Source organism: Oliverpabstia intestinalis (genome assembly GCF_009696065.1).
GTDB lineage: Bacteria > Bacillota > Clostridia > Lachnospirales > Lachnospiraceae > Oliverpabstia > Oliverpabstia intestinalis.
Genome location: NZ_VUMS01000005.1, coordinates 128,398 through 145,589, shown reverse-complemented (window position 1 = coordinate 145,589; position 17,192 = coordinate 128,398). Strand labels below are relative to the sequence as shown.

11 protein-coding genes are annotated in these 17,192 nt (G+C 45.1%); 2 read left to right on the top strand and 9 right to left on the bottom strand.

Features of this window, described 5'->3' with window-relative positions; all coding sequences use genetic code 11:
• Positions 1-210: 210 nt before the first annotated feature.
• The 8 genes from FYJ57_RS03910 to FYJ57_RS03875 all read right to left on the bottom strand — a co-directional run bounded on the left by FYJ57_RS03910 (position 211) and on the right by FYJ57_RS03875 (position 12,608).
• The gene (locus tag FYJ57_RS03910; RefSeq protein ID WP_154431606.1) at positions 211-3,249 is read right to left on the bottom strand and encodes a beta-galactosidase, LacZ type; all 3,039 of its coding nucleotides are present in this window, start codon (positions 3,247-3,249) and stop codon (positions 211-213) included.
• A gap of 120 nt (positions 3,250-3,369) precedes the next feature.
• On the bottom strand, positions 3,370-4,176 hold the full coding sequence (locus FYJ57_RS03905) for a carbohydrate ABC transporter permease (RefSeq protein ID WP_205839905.1): 807 nt from the start codon (positions 4,174-4,176) through the stop codon (positions 3,370-3,372).
• Positions 4,176-5,063 (bottom strand): carbohydrate ABC transporter permease, encoded by an 888-nt coding sequence (locus tag FYJ57_RS03900; RefSeq protein WP_154431605.1) that lies wholly within the window; start codon positions 5,061-5,063, stop codon positions 4,176-4,178. Before FYJ57_RS03900 ends, FYJ57_RS03905 begins: the two co-directional genes overlap by 1 nt.
• 122 nt (positions 5,064-5,185) lie before the next feature.
• Positions 5,186-6,553, bottom strand: a complete 1,368-nt coding sequence (locus FYJ57_RS03895) for an ABC transporter substrate-binding protein (protein WP_154431604.1) — start codon at positions 6,551-6,553, stop codon at positions 5,186-5,188.
• A gap of 203 nt (positions 6,554-6,756) precedes the next feature.
• On the bottom strand, positions 6,757-7,689 hold the full coding sequence (locus FYJ57_RS03890; RefSeq protein WP_154431603.1) for a helix-turn-helix domain-containing protein: 933 nt from the start codon (positions 7,687-7,689) through the stop codon (positions 6,757-6,759).
• Positions 7,682-9,043, bottom strand: a complete 1,362-nt coding sequence (locus tag FYJ57_RS03885; RefSeq protein WP_154431602.1) for an MATE family efflux transporter — start codon at positions 9,041-9,043, stop codon at positions 7,682-7,684. The genes FYJ57_RS03890 and FYJ57_RS03885 overlap by 8 nt, the downstream gene beginning before the upstream one ends.
• Positions 9,044-9,334: 291 nt before the next feature.
• Positions 9,335-11,479, bottom strand: a complete 2,145-nt coding sequence (gene nrdD, locus FYJ57_RS03880; RefSeq protein WP_154431601.1) for an anaerobic ribonucleoside-triphosphate reductase — start codon at positions 11,477-11,479, stop codon at positions 9,335-9,337.
• A 163-nt stretch (positions 11,480-11,642) separates the two neighbouring features.
• Positions 11,643-12,608 (bottom strand): D-2-hydroxyacid dehydrogenase, encoded by a 966-nt coding sequence (locus FYJ57_RS03875; RefSeq protein WP_154431600.1) that lies wholly within the window; start codon positions 12,606-12,608, stop codon positions 11,643-11,645.
• Between the two features lie 284 nt (positions 12,609-12,892).
• Here FYJ57_RS03875 and asnA point away from each other — a divergent pair, with 284 nt between their 5' ends.
• Positions 12,893-13,903 (top strand): aspartate--ammonia ligase, encoded by a 1,011-nt coding sequence (gene asnA / locus FYJ57_RS03870; RefSeq protein WP_154431599.1) that lies wholly within the window; start codon positions 12,893-12,895, stop codon positions 13,901-13,903.
• A 744-nt stretch (positions 13,904-14,647) separates the two neighbouring features.
• On the opposite strand, the gene dapF is transcribed toward asnA, so the two are convergent.
• Positions 14,648-15,484, bottom strand: a complete 837-nt coding sequence (gene dapF, locus FYJ57_RS03865) for a diaminopimelate epimerase (protein WP_154431598.1) — start codon at positions 15,482-15,484, stop codon at positions 14,648-14,650.
• Positions 15,485-15,740: 256 nt separating this feature from the next.
• Here dapF and FYJ57_RS03860 point away from each other — a divergent pair, with 256 nt between their 5' ends.
• Positions 15,741-17,102, top strand: coding sequence for an NCS2 family permease (locus FYJ57_RS03860; RefSeq protein ID WP_154431597.1), 1,362 nt, complete (start codon positions 15,741-15,743; stop codon positions 17,100-17,102).
• Positions 17,103-17,192: the final 90 nt, after the last annotated feature.

The window sequence follows — 17,192 nt, the reverse complement described above, 5'->3', positions numbered from 1 at the left end:
TCCTTTCACATCAAGGAGAAAGGCTTTTCCTTTCGTAACTGTTCAGTGCCTTCACAGTTACGAACAAAAATGCATTTGAAATCACCTTCGGTGATGGCATTTTTGCTTGTATGTCTCGAGATTTTGACATATTCATGTCAAAACATCTCGCGGGATAGTGGCTACTGAAAAGTTACTTCCTTTCATTTAATTATTTATTTGTAATTTTCATCAGATTCCCTTGAATGTGAATGTAAATTCCATCTTTTCATCGGTTTTGATCAGATATTCCGGAAGTGGTTTTGCACCCCAGCTGTCATCTCCGGCAATACCCATCTGCTGTTTGGATACACGTACTACCGTGTAGTGTACCTGTGGCAGCTCAAATGGATGCATCGCATTTTCCATCTCGTGTGGTGTATATGGCAGTGCGGAGAATTCCATAGCATCACCGGTAAACAGCATTCCTCTGCCCTTACGGTCTGTTACAGATGCCCAACGTACGCCAACCTTGTTTCCGCATTCCTGCGGAACCATGTATTTTGCCATATTATCTTCCACTTTGTTCCTGTAGATACCCAGTTTTGCGCCTTCACATCTGTCCACATAGGTTTCTTCCGGTCCCATGCCGTACCAGGTTACATTGTCGTAATCTGCATCGAACTTGAACATAACACCGAATTCCGGCATATCGCCCAGACCCTCTACCGGATCATAAGTCAGTGTGGTGCGGATGCTTCCGTCTCCATATACCTGATAGCTCAGTTTGCACTCGGTTGCCGGAGTCGTTGGCATTGCATAAGTAAATGTAATCTTTGCACTGTCATCCAGAACTTCGATCTCAGGGATATGCATTCCCGGATAATGTCCTCCGGTTGGATATTTGTGAGACAGATACATGGATGCCAGTTTCCACTGTCCGCAGCGCATCTGCATCAGGCTTCCGTTATCGTTGTCAACCGGTGCACGCCAGAAATTTGGTCTTGGGATCATCTGGATCATCTCCACTCCACCGTAACGGTAAGAAGCAAGACCGCCATTCAGGTAAGAGAAGAGCACATCGAAGTTTTCACCGCGAACACCAAAGTCATGACCGGATCTGATCACTTCAAATCTTGCAGGTTTTACAGCTTTTGCAGGTGCTTCCACTTTGTAGACACCCTGTCCGAATGCCACTTCATGACCACGTTTTGCCCATACGGTATCTTCTTTCAGCCGGAAGGATACAGTAACTGCATATTCACCCGGCAGATTCTGTACCGGAATCGGCAGACTTACGGTCTCTTCACTCAAAGGAGCTACATGAGTTTCCATCGGAACTTCTTTTACTTCTTTTCCATCTTTTGCAAGTACTACGAAGCAGTCAAAGGTATCAGTGTTGATAAACAGGTTCTTGTTGACGATGGTTACCTGGTCTTTTTCCACTTTGGCAGAGATGTTCTGGTAGTTGAATTTCACATCCTGCATCTTCGGAGATGCGTCTCTTTCTCCGCCGTATGCGATACCGTTTCCGCTGAAGTTATAGTCGCATGGGCGATCATTGAAGTCACCGCCGTATGCCTGGAATTCTTTTCCGTAACGGTCTTTTTTGTAGATCGACTGATCGATATAGTCCCAGATAAATCCACCCTGGTAGGACGGCTCGGTATCGGTCAGATCTGTGTATTTGTGCATACCTCCGCAGGAGTTACCCATTGCATGAGTGTACTCGCAGCAGATAAATGGTTTGCTTCTGTCTTTTTCCAGAAATGCCTGGATATCCTCTACAGACGGATACATCTGGCTTTCCATATCACTGGTATCGTTGTATCTTCTATCGTGGCAGACACCTTCATAATGTACCAGGCGGTTCGGATCCATCTTACGGTACAGTTGTGACATCTCGTAGATTACTTTTCCGCCAAATGCCTCATTACCGCAGGACCAGATCAGGATCGCCGGATGGTTCTTATCTCTCTGATACATGGAATTGACACGATCCAGCATCATATCCATCCATTCCGGACGGTCACATGGTACGACTTTGCTGAAGTCACCGGTCTGTTCTGCACTGATGTCCCAGCTTCCGTGGCTCTCCAGATTACACTCTGCGATCATGTAGATACCATATTCGTCACACAGTTCATAGATGCCGACCGCATCCGGATAATGGCAGGTACGGATCGCATTGATATTGTTCTGTTTCATGGTCACCAGGTCTTTGATCAATTCTTCTCTGGATACCACACGACCGGATACAGAACTGAATTCGTGACGGTTAACACCTTTGAAGACGATTCTCTTACCATTCAGCATCATGATAGAATCTTTCATCTCAAAACGACGGAAGCCCACTCTCTGAGGGATCACTTCTGTCACCTGTCCGTTCTCATCCATCACTTCCAGTAACAGATCATATAATACAGGAGATTCTGCAGACCACAGTTCAGGATTCTCCACTTTCATCACATACTGAGACTCCTCTGCCAGTGTTTCTTCCACACTCTGCAGTTCTTTTCCGTCTTTGGATAATGTAATTTTTACTTTTCCGGCTTTTGTTGCTTTGGTATCGATCACCAGATCCGCTTTGGTGAAGGTATCGTCCAGAAGTGTCTGAATCTTCACATCAGATACATGGACTTCCGGGATCGCATACAGATAGACATCACGGTAGATACCTGAGAAACGGAAGAAATCCTGGTCCTCACACCAGCTGCTGCTGGTCCATTTGAAGACCTGAGCCGCCAGTTTGTTTTCTCCCTCTTTCAGATAAGGAGTCAGTTCGAATTCGGACGGTGTAAAGGTATCTTCACTGTATCCTACAAAGTTACCGTTCAGCCATACAGCGATACCACTTTCTGCACCCTGGAAAGAGATAAATACTTTTTTGCCTTCCATCTCTTCCGGAACTTCAAAATATTTCACATAAGAAGCAACCGGATTGAATCTCTCCGGAATCTGACCCGGTTCTACTTCTTCTCTTCCTTCCCACGGGTACTGTACATTTGCATACTGCGGTACATCATATCCCTCCATCTGAATATGAGCCGGTACACGGATATCATCCCATGATTTGCAACAATATTCTGTTTTCTCAAATCCCGGGATCGTAGAGTTGTAATTTCTTGCGTAATGGAATTTCCACAATCCGTTCAGACTGTGACGGAAGTTATCCACATCCTGTTCCATCGCTTCCACAGAAGCGTAATATTTGTGGTCTGAATGAGCAGCCACACGGTTGTCGTTAAAATAAGTAGGATCTTTTACCAAATCGTAATTGAAAGTACCCATTCTATTTTTCCTCCTATTTTTCAATCTTTGCTAAAAAACAGGCGGATATTCATATACTATAAATATCCGCCTTAATTTACTTATACATAACCATTCAGCATATGCACAGCTACTTTTTTATTATTTAACAGCACCTGTGATACCTTCTGTAAAGCTCTTCTGGAAAGCAAAGAAGATAATTGCTGTCGGGATTGTACAGATAAATACACCTAACATCAGCATACCATAATCTACAGTATAGCCACCTAACAGGTTGGCAACCAACATCGGCATTGTAATAGCGCTGTTGTTCTGTAAAATAACTTTTGGCCACAGGTAGTTGTTCCATGCACCCATGAAAGTGATGATAGTAGCTGCTGCGTATGTGGACTTCATGGTAGGCATGAACATACGGAAGAAGATACCAGCTTCACTCAGACCATCGATTCTTGCTGCCTCAATGATATCATGAGGGAAGGATCTGGATGCCTGACGGAACATCATGATCATGAACGGTGTTGCAATGGATGGCAGCATGAACGCTGTCATGGTATTTACCATCTTCAAAGTAGAGAACATACGGAACATAGGAATCATGATGGCTGCAAAAGGAATCATCATAGCAGTCAGCAGGATGGTAAATACAACGTCTTTTCCTTTGTCGTGATAGATCTCGAAGCCATATCCGGCGATAGAGCAAACCAGCAGACACAGGACAGTCAGTACTGTTGCATTTCGGAAGGAGTTCCACAGTGCCAGTCCCAGATTCTGGTTTGCAATCAGTGCTTTGTAGTTTTCAATCAGATACGTTCCCGGAATCAGTTTGCCGGCGATAACGTCAACGCTCTTGTTTGTAGATGCGCAGAACATATAGTACAGCGGAAATACAGAAACAATTGATGCGATTGACAGTACAAGATACATAATAAATTTTTTACCTTTACCCATTATCGTTCGTCACCTACTTTCATCTGAAGTATTGCCAGAATAGCAACCATGATCAGGATCAGGATAGACATCGCCGCAGCGTAGCCGAAGTTCGGACTCTGCACAAAGGATGTGTTATAAATATAATGAGACATTGTCATGGTAGACTTACCCGGACCACCGTTTGTCAGGTTCAGGGACTCATCGAACAGCTGCAGTGTACCATTGGTAGATGTAATGGTTGTCAGCAGGATGGTCGGTTTCAGAAGCGGTACGGTAATCTTGAAGAATGTCTGCATCGGGCTTGCGCCGTCGATTTTTGCTGCTTCATATACAGAATATTCAATATTCTGCAGACCGGACAGATAGAATACCATGTTGTATCCTGTCCATCTCCACACCAGAGCGATAATGATAACAGCACGGGCTGTCCATGCATTACCAAACCACATGATCGGCGATAGACCAAAGCTACGAAGAACCATGTTTACGAAACCATCGTTTGCAAACAGAGAACGGAAGATCATAGCGTAAGAAACCAGAGATGTGGCACACGGTAAGAAGATGCATGTACGGAACAGACCTTTAAACTTCAGATCCTTGTTATTCAGCATAGATGCAAACATCAGTGCCAGTACCAGCATGATCGGTACCTGAATGATCAGGTAGAAGAATGTGTTAAATAATGTCTGTTTAAATGTTGGGTCTTTTAAAATACGTGTGTAGTTTGAAAAACCACTAAAGTTCAAATTCACACCCATACCTGTCTGTAATGACAGGATGAACGCCCGAATCATCGGATAAAAACTCATCCAGCAAATCAACAGGGTTGCAGGAAGCAAGAACGCCCAACCGGTCAGGTTGTGTTTCTTTGCCAGTGACAATCCTTTTTTCTTCTGATCGCTCATGAAATCCATCCTCCCTTTCTCTCCTATTTTAGAAAGAAAGAGACCTGCTCCGCTTTTTTTCGAAGCAGATCCCCATTCTATTTATTTCTTACCTCTTATCTTATCAACTGTTCAGCTGATTATCAGCCACCCATGTTGAACTCTACAGTTTCCTGAGCTGTCTGGATCTCAGAATCCATATCAGCACCACTCTGGATAATGTTGGACAATGCAACACCTACAGCATCACGCGCATCATAGTAGAAAGCACCTGTGATATTGGATGGGGTCTTTGTAGAGAAATCTACGATCTTAGCGTAAACTGCATCACCACCGAAGAATTCTACAGGCTGAGCATATGCTTCTGAATCCCCAGCCGGTGCCCATGTTGACAGAGCACCTTTTGTGATGATATCATCATAGAACTCTGTGCTTCCAGCAAATGTGGAGTTCATGAAGTCTACAGCCAAGTCAACTTTCTTACAGTTAGAAGTAATTGCCCAGGAAGAGCCACCATTGTTAGAGTAGTTTGTAGCTCCATCAACATCGTCCAGTTTCGGCATATCTGTGACTGCCCACTGTCCGGACTGATCATCGTTAGCTACGATAGAAGCCATGATCCAGCATCCGTTGATAACACCAGCTACTGTGCCGTTGTTGATAGATGCAATGTACTGATCCCAGTCAGTAACTTCTACTAATGTTCCGTCTGCAACCATCTGCTGATAGATCTCCAGGATTGGTTTCAGAGCTTTGTTGTCTTTGATGTTAACGGATCCGTCTTCGTTGAACAGAGACTGTCCACAGGACTGCAGCATCTCCATTACCAGGTCAGGTGAACCAGCCTGAGATGTCAGGATAGGCTGACCGGTTTTTTCTTTAACAACTTTTGCTTTTTCCATGAAATCAGACCATGTAATGTCTGTGAAATCGTCTATTGTGTATCCGGCTTTTTCCAACATATCGGTACGCAGGCATTCGATAACAGCACCATTATCAAACGGGATACCGTAGTTCTTGCCATCCAGTGTAGAGTAAGCAACTTTTGCTTCGGAGAACTGGCTGAAGTCGATACCGGAATCTGTCAGATCTGTAAAGATGTCCGGATAGTTGGTAGCATATTTCTGGAAGGAGTTATCCTGCATCAGGAAGATATCCGGCAGTGTGCTCAGATCTCCTGCTGAAACTGCTGTTGTCAGTCTTGTTTCAATATCATCAGACTGAATCTCGCTTACTTCTACTTTGAATCCCGGGTGATCCTGTGCGTAGATCTCAGCCGCTTTGTTGATTGCGTAGATGTTGAAGTTCGGATCCCATGTCCAGACGGTCAGTGTGTTTTCATCATCAGAACTTCCTTCTTTCACATCGGCATCATCTCCGCCCGCTTCAGTTGTTGCTGTTGCGTCATCTCCGCCTGTTGTGTCTGTTGTTCCAGCATCTCCACCGCCACATGCCGCTAAACCAAGCACCATTGTGGATGCCAACATAACTGCTACAATTTTTCTTTTCATAAATGTATATCCTCCTGATATGTATTTGTTCACTCTGCCAAAAACCGGCATCTCTCACTCGCTTTTCCCATTAGTGAATGTGTACAGTTTTTGAACTTTCTGTGAATCATTATGTACACATTATACCATACTTTTCCTGCATGTGTACTCATATTTAACAGGATTTTGTGCATTTTCATCCATTTAAGGTATTTTGACGATTTTCACCACCCTTTTTTGGCTTTTATATCATAATTCAACAATTTCCGTTCAAAATGTTCCGGATCCTTTCTCCACTGTTGTGGCGAAATGCCCATAATCCTGTGAAAATTCCTGTTGAACGTGGATAATGTGGAGAAGCCACATCGTACAGCAATATCTCCCACCGTATCGTTTGTACGCTTCAGTTCCCCACATGCTGTGCGAATTCGAACCCAATTGATATATTCAACAGGCGACATCTGCATACAGTCACGAAATACCCTTCTCAGATGCGTTTCACTGATATGGCACATCGCAGCCAGTTCCTCCACCTTGATCGGACGGTCACAGCATTCGCTGATATAGTCAATCGCCGGTGTGATCAGACTGGTATTTCCCGCCTCGAATTCTGCCTTTTCCACTTCTTCCCGATTCCACCTTGCCACCTGTAAAAGAAAAGCCAGGGTCAGTCCTTTCACTTCTTCCAGATAGAATTCCTTTCTTTCCCGCATACATACAATGATCTGCTGCACCAGGGCTCCGATCTGCGGTTTATCCTGAACGCTCACAAAATGTGCTCTCTTATTCACGCGATCGATCACTTTCTGTGCCATCCTGGGGTTGTCTTTATAAACTTCCCTCAGGAATTTGTCCGCATCAATAAACAGCCACTCCCAGTAACTGATACTGTCTCCCGTAGAGGTTGTAGTATGCGGAAAGTTCTTCGGTACCACCGTAAACATATTTCCGTCAAAGGGTAGGTTTTCTTCTTTGAAAGTAACTGTGCCTTCCCCATAATAGCAAAACCCAACTTCCAGATGATTATGAAAATGCAGATAATCAATCTCCCTTCCGTAATTCTGCACCCATTTATCCCCCAGTAAAGCAAGCACCGGACTTCCTGCCGGAATTTCATAATAACGGTATTCCATTTTTGGTTTTCTTTTTCTACCCATGTATACTTTCTCCTCTCTGAAGCTGTACCTTCTTTTTCCATTTTCCTGAATAATACCGGACACAACCAACCAGCATCGCGCAACACCAGGTCAGCGGAGATACCCACCACAGCCCATAGTATCCAAAAACAGCAGTAAAAAGGAAGGTGCAACCGATTCGGGTGATGATTTCACTGACTCCCATCAGTACGGTGATGGTTACATCTCCTGCCGACCGCAGGATATTATGATAAACCACTAGGATACCGCCCACAAAAAAGAAGCAACTGAAGATCTTCATATATTCCACACCGTAACGGATCGATTCCTGATTGCCGGTAAATGCTTCCATGATCGGACGGGCAAAGAACCAGATTACCGGACAGAATATTCCATAACAGACTGCATTCATCAGATAGGCACATCTGACTCCCTGTTTCACACGATCCAGATGGTTTGCTCCTACATTTTGTCCGGTAAAGGTTCCCAGTGAAGTTCCGATGGCTTCCGCCATCTGCCATCCCACACCTTCCACTTTGATGCAGACACCATAGGCCACGATCAGAGCAGTTCCGTAGGTATTGACCATTGCCTGTAAAGTCATATCGGACACTGAGATAATGCTCATCTGCAGACCGGTCGGTACACCGTAAATCAACATCTGTTTTACCAGCTCCCTGTCGCAGCGCAGTTCCTCTTTCGTAAACTGAAGAATCGGAAGGATCTTCCATGCATAAACCAGACATCCGATCCCGGACAACAACTGTGCCAGAACCGTTGCAAATGCCGCCCCTGCTACTCCCATCGGAATCCAGACCACAAAGACGATATCCAGAATCACATTCAGCACACTCGAAATAATCAGGAATACCAGCGGCACCACCGAATTCCCCAAAGAACGCAGCACCGCCGAGATCCAGTTATACAGCATCGTTCCCACTGCTCCGGCAAATACAACCATCAGATATACCGTTGCCTGGTCAATCAGATCATTCGAGGTCTGCAAGATCCTCAGAAGCGGTCGCGCCCCGATCAGTCCCGCAATTGTAATGATCAGCGTAGATACAACCGCCACGTAGATAGAAGAAACAAAGGTTTCTGTCACTTTTTTCTCATCCCCGCCGCCATAATACTGCGAAACCACCACGCTTACTCCTGTCGTCAGGCCCATCATAATCGAAAACAGCAGATACATGGCTCCACCTGCGATACTGACCGCAGCAAGTGCCTCATCTCCGAGATATCTTCCTACTATATAAACATCTACAAAATTATAGATTCTCTGAAACAGCATCCCAAGAAGCACCGGCAGTGCAAACCGAATCATCTTCGGCAAGATGCTCCCTTTCGTCATATCAACTGTCTTTTCCCCCATACTGGTACCCTCCTGTTTGCACACCTATATCAAGTATAAATAATCCTGTGGATTTTGTCTATATAATTCACAGATACACCTTTTATTTTCTGTATATTTATGATTGTTCACTCCGTTTCCTGTAACGCGCTTCGTGATGCGCAGAATTTATTCCTCCCTGCCCTTCTTTGGATACTGTCAGGCACCAGGTTGCAAATACAAAGAAAAAATCCGTAAAACAACTGATTTCTGTTCAGAATTTTACGGATTTCTTCTTATCATATTATTTCTATATTATTATTTCTGATGTTTTTACATTGACTTTCTGTCCGCGATCTCCGCCATCTTGGCATCGTTCAGACGGGTATCTCCGTGAACACGGCTGTAGGACAGGTATCCGTTCATACGGTCAATCTTGGTCAGGTTTCTGGAACCGCAGACCGGGCAGACATCCATCTCGAGCTCCTGATGTCCGCAATCGTCGCAGTAGGCCAGCGACAGATTCACACCCTCATAATAACCCAGATTCATCGCCCGACGGATCAGTGCTTTTATAGCATGTACATTGTAGGAAATCGGATATCTGACATACTGGATCTTACCACCGTTGCACAGTTCCCAGAATCTTCCTTCCAGATCTTGTTTTTGGATAGGAGTAATATCCTCAGTTACGTGGCAGTGGAAACTGTTGCTCACATACGGACGGTCGGATACCCCGCGCACGATACCGTACATCTTGCGGAACTGCTCTACCTGCAGACCGCAAAGGCTCTCAGCCGGTGTTCCGTAAATTGCATACAGGATCTGATCCTCTTTTTTGTATACATTAATCTTATCATTGATATAACGAAGCACTTCCAGTGCAAATTCTCCGTCTTCGGCAATGGATTTACCATTATAAAGTTCCTGCAGTTCATTCAGTGCTGTGATACCGAAGGAAGCTGTCATCGGACGGAGTAACGGACGGATCTTATCGGATGGTTTCAGATGACCTCCGTAGAAACCGCCCTCACAGTATGCCAGCGGATTCGTGGAAGCACGCATCTCACCAAGGTAATCGTATGTTCTCTTATGCAGTCCGCGGATCATCTCCAGATAGAAATCCAGAACTTCATAAAAATCTGTGTTCTCTGCACGGGCTTTTGCCAGGATCATCGGAAGATGCAGGCTGACCGCACCGATGTTGAAACGACCGACAAAGACAGGCTCATCGTTTTCATCTGCCGGTTCCATACCGCCACGCTCATACCACGGACTTAAAAAGGCACGGCACCCCATCGGGCTGATTACTTTTTTGTATTTTTTGTACATGCTGGAAATATATCCCTGGCCACTCATGGACAGCCAGTCCGGATACATGGTTTTTGCAGAGCAGGCAACACCTGTCTCAAAGACATCTTCACATTCTTTTCCATCTCCATGGATCTCTTCATCATACAGGAACACAATCTTCGGGAACAGTACCGGTTTTTTATGTCCGGCTTTTCCCTGTCCGCCCATATGGACTTTCAGCAGAGATTTTGAGATCATTTTTTCAAATCTTCCCGTTCCCAGTCCCAGTGTCACAGTAACAAACGGATAGTCGCCACGGGAGGAACCAACGGTATTTAATTTATATTCAATTCCCTGCCATCCCTGATCACAGTCACGGCAGACTTTTTCCCAGGCATATACACGACCCTTTTCTTCTCTTCCTTCCCAGGACGGATCGGAATATTTCAGGAATTCTTCATAATATTTGTTATAGCTTTTCTGTGCATACGGAGACAGGATCTTATCTACTTCCGGCACAGTGAATCCGCCGTACTGCTGAGCTGCGGTACTGAGGATAATATCCCCCATAACGTCAAATGCGGTATCCAGTGTCTTCGGCTCATTGTACCAGACATTTCCCATCTCAAATCCGCCACGCAGAACGGATCCCACATCGAACAGACAGCAGTTCATCGTGTCCAGACGGGCAGACTGATCATGAATATAGATATAGCCATCTTTACATGCCTGCAGTTCGTTCCGGTTCATAAAGAATTTTCTGTATAATTCTTTGTTCAGTTCATTAAAGATCAGGCTTCGCTTGGTTGCCACCAGCGCGCTGTCGGTGTTCGCGTTGCTTTTGTCACCGATGTAACGGATGGACTGGCTCTTTGTATATACCTCATCCATCATGTGGATAAAGTCCACTTTATAATTCCGGTAATCGCGGTAACTTTTTGCTACTGCAGGATTCACCTGTTCCAGGGCACCTTCCACAATGTTGTGCATATCCTGGATCAGGACTCCGCCTTTTCGCTCTTTTGACATCGCTTCCGCCCGGTCAGTTGCATATTTGCAGATAAAATTAATCTCATCATCGGTAAACCGATACATTACACGGCCGGCTGACTTATTGACCGCACGCTTGATCTTACTGGCATCAAACTCTTCTTTGGTGCCGTCTTTCTTGATAATATATACCATTGTTTCCGCTCCTCACTACTATATATAGTATCTTTCTTTTATTTTAGTCAACATATTGTAGACAACAGTATAACACGGTTACCTACAAAAGGAAAGAGAAGAACCCTGAAAATTCTTCTCTTTTTTTATTTTGTTTTTTATGCAACTTTTCCAATGCCTTTTTTTATCTTTTCACATATCCGGTAGAAAAGTCGATGATATTGTGGAGGGTTTCTCCTTTTTCATAACGTTCCAGATTTTCGATGGAAAGTTCCAGAATCTTTTCCAGTGTCTCCGGCAGTGCATATCCGCCGGACACATGTGGCGTAATGATACAATGCGGCGCATCCCACAGCGGATGATCTTCCGGCAGTGGTTCCGGGTCTGTGACATCAAGACCTGCCCCATAAATCGCTCTCTCTTGCAGGGCTTTCGCAAGAGCCAGACTGTCAATCGCAGTTCCGCGGCCTACATTTAACAGAATAGTATTCTCTTTCATCAGGTGTAATTCTTTCTCACCGATGATGCCTTTGGTGTCACTGTATCCCGGAAGGCTCAGTGCCACAATATCTGCCTGCGGCAGAAGTTCCGGCAGTGCTTCCATCGTGTATTGTGCATCCACATATTCAGGCTTCGGTTTCCGGCTCTTTCTGATACCTGTCACATGCGCGCCCAGTGCTTTCATTTTTCTTGCAAATGTCGTTCCGATATCTCCAAGACCGATCACCAGGACATGGCTTCCCTCTGTAACCATCATATGGGTCTGTTTCTCCCAGTGGTGGTCTTTTTGCTGGTTCTGGTAAATGTCCAGGCGTTTCTGGAGCGCAAACAGCATCGCGATCAGATGCTCGGAGATCGCCATTCCATACGCTCCGGTTGCATTGGTCAGCTGTGCCTGTTTTGGCAGAATACCCGGTACACAAAATCCTTCTGTTCCGGCGTTATTTAACTGTATCCAGCGCAGATTCCGAGAATCTTTTAAGAATTCCGGTTTCACATTTCCGATAATAATATTTGCATCCTGCACCTGTTCTTTTGTCACCTCTGCTTCCAGGCAGTAAGTTGTCTTTGCGTCCGGTGCTGCATTTCTGATTCGTTCTTTATGTTCTTCTTTTACAGGAAGAACCACAAGTATTTTTTCCTGTTCCATCCCGTTTCCCGACCTTTCCAAACGTACTCTGCTTACTACAGTAGCACAATTGATGTTAAGTTACAAGGCAGAATTGATCCTTACTGTGCATACGCGATATTCCGGTTACTGTTCACTGGTAATATCCCGCGGAATGTTTTGGCATGGGTATAGTAAAATCAATTGTTGTATTCGGGGGGTTTTCTGCTATAATATTACCATAATACCGGGGTAGACAGGTAAAGAGTTGTTGGTGTCTGCCGTGATTCTTAGCTGGATGCCTTTCAAATTTGAGGAGGATTGTTATGGAACATTTTATTATTCCGGAAAATTATCAGCCTGCATTGTCGCTTCACGATACACAGGTTGGTATTAAGACCGTAAAAGACTTTTTTCAGAAAACCCTTTCTGACCGCCTGAATCTGCTGCGTGTGTCCGCACCGCTTTTTGTAGATCCTTCATCCGGTCTGAACGATAATCTGAACGGCGTAGAACGCCCGGTTACCTTCGATATCAAGGAATCACCGGATCAGAAAGCTGAGATCGTACATTCTCTTGCAAAATGGAAACGTTATGCACTGAAAAAGTATGGTTTTGCACATGGAGAAGGACTGTATACCGATATGGTTGCCATCCGTCGTGATGAAGATACCGACAATATCCATTCCATCTATGTGGATCAGTGGGACTGGGAAAAGATCATTACACGGGAAGAGCGTAATGTGGACACCTTAAAAGATGTTGTCCGCACCGTTTATTCTGCACTGAAGAAGACTGAAAAATACATGGCAATTCAGTATGATTATATCGAAGAGATTCTTCCGAAGGATATTTTCTTTATCACTTCCCAGGAACTTGAAGATATGTATCCTGGTCTTTCTCCCAAGGATCGTGAATATAAGATTGTGAAGGAAAAGGGTGCCGTGTTCATCATGCAGATCGGTAAGATGCTGGCATCCGGCGAACCACACGACGGTCGTGCACCGGACTATGATGACTGGGAGCTGAACGGTGATATCATCGTTTATTATCCGGTTCTGGATATCGCTCTGGAGCTTTCTTCCATGGGTGTCCGTGTGGATGCAGCTGCTCTGAAGCATCAGCTGAAGGTTTGTGGCTGTGAGGAACGTGCGGAAATGGATTTCCAGAGAGCTATTTTGAATGATGAACTGCCGTTTACGATCGGTGGCGGTATCGGACAGTCCCGTATCTGTATGTTTTATCTGCGGAAGGCTCATATCGGAGAGGTTCACTGTTCGTTATGGCCGGAGGAGACGGTGAAACTGGCGGAAGAGCATAATATTCCGTTACTGTAAATCTTGAAAATTAGTTTTCCTATAGGGACGCGAGAGGGATCGGGGGTCCCGGGGGCAACAACTTGGGCAGGGCAACTTTGAACTAGCCGCTAACTTCGACTATATTCACGCGGGTCGGCTGACCCGCGCGAAAGTCTACGTAAGCGTCGGATTTCAAAGCTTGCCCTAAACGCCCAAAAAATGTTGTTGCCCCCGGGACCCCCGATCCCTCTCGCTGTGTGTTGGCTGGGACTTAATTCTTTCTATTTGAAGGTTCTTCCAAATTAACCATTATTTTTCGACTTTCAGGTTAATCTTTTAACATCAGGCACTTTTTTGCTTTTATTTTTTGTTATCTTTGTGTTGACACCTTTTTGTTCCACTATCAAAACAAAGTTTTTAACATTTATTCATAATTTCATTTTTTCTTACACAACTCTCAAATTTGTATTCCATCCTTTTTCAACCAGTAACCTTCCCCACACATCCTCACTTCTCCCTTTGCTAACGCTCAGGGAGCGGCTGGAGTTTCTTGTCCGGGCAACACTTTGTTGCATTGCATCCGGAAGGAGCTGCCAGTGGCAGGTCCTGTAGGTGGGCGGTTAGGGGAAGCTTTGAAATCCAGCCCTTACGGAGACTTAGGCTCGAGCGCTCTCGCGAGAGTCTTAGTCGCAGTTAGGGATTAGTTCAAAGTTCCCCTGCCCACGTTGCCCGGACAAGAAGCTCCAGCCGCTCCCGTCCGCTTTAGCAACCTTTATTCTCTTTTTACAGTTCGATCTCCCCGTCAAACACAACCGCTGCCGGTCCGGTCATGTATACCAGGTTTTCTTCCCGATCCCAGTAAATCTTCAGATCCCCGCCGAGCAGTTTCACTGTCACTTCCTCTTCTTTCACATATCCGTTCAGGATCGAAGCCACAGCTACCGCACAGGCACCTGTTCCACATGCCAGTGTCTCTCCGGAACCACGTTCCCACACCCGCATTTCTACGGTATGATCATCCAGCACCTTCACAAATTCTGTATTTACCCTATCAGGAAAAGCCGGATGGAACTCAAACTTCGGACCGATCTTTTCGATGTCTAATCCTTTTACATCGTCAATGTATGTGATCGCATGTGGGTTACCCATTGATACACCGGTGATGCGATATTCTTTTCCGTCTACCAGAAGGGGTTCATTGATCACCTGCTCTTTTTCGGAAACTACCGGGATTTTTGCGGCTTCGAGGATCGGTGCGCCCATATTAACTTTTACCAGCACCACTTTCCCGTTTTCCACGGTCAGATCCAGATACTTGATGCCGCTTGCCGTCTCCACAGAGACAGATGTTTTGTCTGTCAGACCGTAATCGTATACGTATTTCGCCACACAGCGGATTCCGTTTCCACACATCGCTCCACGGGAACCGTCTGCGTTATACATATCCATCTGGAAATCTGCCACCTCAGATGGTTTGATCAGAATCAGTCCGTCAGAACCGATTCCGAAATGACGGTCACTGACTTTGATCGCTGCTTCCCCGGGATCTTCAACCTTTTCTTTAAAACAGTTTACATATACATAATCATTTCCGATACCCTGCATTTTCGTAAATTTCATAGAATTTCCTCACTTTCTGTTGCCACTTAGATTGTCTGTTTGCAACGGTTCCGTAGCTATTGGTTCGTAACTGCGAAGATAGCGAACCGTTATATCTGTTTTATTTACAGTTGCCTCATTCATATTCGAATTATGCTCATTATAGCGTATTCCCACCTTTTTTGGAAGTCCGCGTTGACAAACCGGGAGGCAATCCATTACAATCTTAATAGAGTTTTTATAATTTTACCATTTAATCAGAGGAGGGAAACAAACCATGGAAAAACTCTTTAAACTGAAAGAGCATAACACCACGGTAAAAACAGAAGTGATGGCCGGTATTACCACATTTCTTACCATGGCGTATATACTCGCAGTTAACCCTAACATGTTAAATGCTTCAGGAATGGACAGCGGAGCCGTCTTCACAGCTACCGCACTGGCCTCTGCACTGGCAACCTTTATTATGGCGTTCTGGGCAAATTATCCGATCGCACTGTCTGCAGGTATGGGGCTGAATGCTTATTTTGCTTATACAGTATGTCTTGGACAGCTGCAGGGAATCGATGATCCCTGGAAGATCGCACTGGCTGCTGTACTGGTAGAGGGTATCATTTTCATTATTCTTTCATTTTTCAAATTGCGTGAAACGATCGTCAACGCAATCCCTGAGAACCTGAAATACGGTATTACATCCGGTATCGGTCTGTTTATCGCATTTGTTGGTCTTAAGGGTGCCGGTGTTGTCGTATCTGATGACTCCACACTGGTTGCACTCGGTAACTTCGGAAGACCGGAAGTTGCTCTGTGCCTGATCGGTATCCTGGTGATTGCTGTGATGAATCACTATAATGTAAAAGGATCTATTCTCTGGGGTATCCTGATCACCTGGGTTCTGGGAATCATTGCTCAGCTGACAGGCTGGTATGTAGTAGATCCGGATGCTGGGGCAGCCTCTCTGATTCCGTCTCTGAGTGCTTCTTCCTTCATCCCGCCGTCCATCTCATCAACTTTCTGCAAATTTGATTTTGCATGGATCGGTTCTCATGTATCTGAGTTCGTTGTTATCGTATTCTCATTCCTGTTTGTAGATATGTTCGATACCATCGGTACTGTTATCGGTGTTGCCGAAAAAGCAGATCTGCTGGATGAGGACGGTAATCTTCCTCGCGTAGGCCGTGTCCTGATGGCGGATGCTATCGGTACGGTAGCAGGTTCTATGCTTGGTACTTCCACCGTTACCAGTTTCGTAGAGTCCAGTTCCGGTGTTGCGGAAGGCGGAAAAACCGGTCTGACTGCTATGACAACCGGTATCCTGTTTTTGGTTGCACTGTTCCTGTCACCGATCTTCCTGGCTATTCCAAGCTTTGCCACAGCTCCGGCTCTGGTAATCGTTGGTTTCTTTATGGCTTCTTCCATCAAGAAAATGGAATTCGACGGTGATCTGGCAGATGCTGTCGGCGGATATCTGGCATTCCTGATGATGCCTCTTACGTATTCTATCGCAAACGGTATCATGTTCGGTGTTCTGGCATGGTTCATCATTAAAGTATGCACCGGTCAGCTGAAAAAGATTCATCCGGTTATGTATATCGTATGTGCACTGTTTATTATCCGTGTAATTACAATTATTATTTAATTCGGAAATGTTATAAACAACATAAAAAATGTGCCCCGGAGGACCATATCAGAATCCTCCGGGGCATATTTTTCTTTCACAGTAATGTCT

Bases quoted from the DNA above. Each gene is read 5' to 3' on its own strand.
- FYJ57_RS03910 (WP_154431606.1), bottom strand. From the start codon at position 3,249: ATGGGTACTTTCAATTACGATTTGGTAAAAGATCCTACTTATTTTAAC.
- FYJ57_RS03905 (WP_205839905.1), bottom strand. From the start codon at position 4,176: ATGGGTAAAGGTAAAAAATTTATTATGTATCTTGTACTGTCAATCGCA.
- FYJ57_RS03900 (WP_154431605.1), bottom strand. From the start codon at position 5,063: ATGAGCGATCAGAAGAAAAAAGGATTGTCACTGGCAAAGAAACACAAC.
- FYJ57_RS03895 (WP_154431604.1), bottom strand. From the start codon at position 6,553: ATGAAAAGAAAAATTGTAGCAGTTATGTTGGCATCCACAATGGTGCTT.
- FYJ57_RS03890 (WP_154431603.1), bottom strand. From the start codon at position 7,689: ATGGGTAGAAAAAGAAAACCAAAAATGGAATACCGTTATTATGAAATT.
- FYJ57_RS03885 (WP_154431602.1), bottom strand. From the start codon at position 9,043: ATGGGGGAAAAGACAGTTGATATGACGAAAGGGAGCATCTTGCCGAAG.
- nrdD (WP_154431601.1), bottom strand. From the start codon at position 11,479: ATGGTATATATTATCAAGAAAGACGGCACCAAAGAAGAGTTTGATGCC.
- FYJ57_RS03875 (WP_154431600.1), bottom strand. From the start codon at position 12,608: ATGGAACAGGAAAAAATACTTGTGGTTCTTCCTGTAAAAGAAGAACAT.
- asnA (WP_154431599.1), top strand. From the start codon at position 12,893: ATGGAACATTTTATTATTCCGGAAAATTATCAGCCTGCATTGTCGCTT.
- dapF (WP_154431598.1), bottom strand. From the start codon at position 15,484: ATGAAATTTACGAAAATGCAGGGTATCGGAAATGATTATGTATATGTA.
- FYJ57_RS03860 (WP_154431597.1), top strand. From the start codon at position 15,741: ATGGAAAAACTCTTTAAACTGAAAGAGCATAACACCACGGTAAAAACA.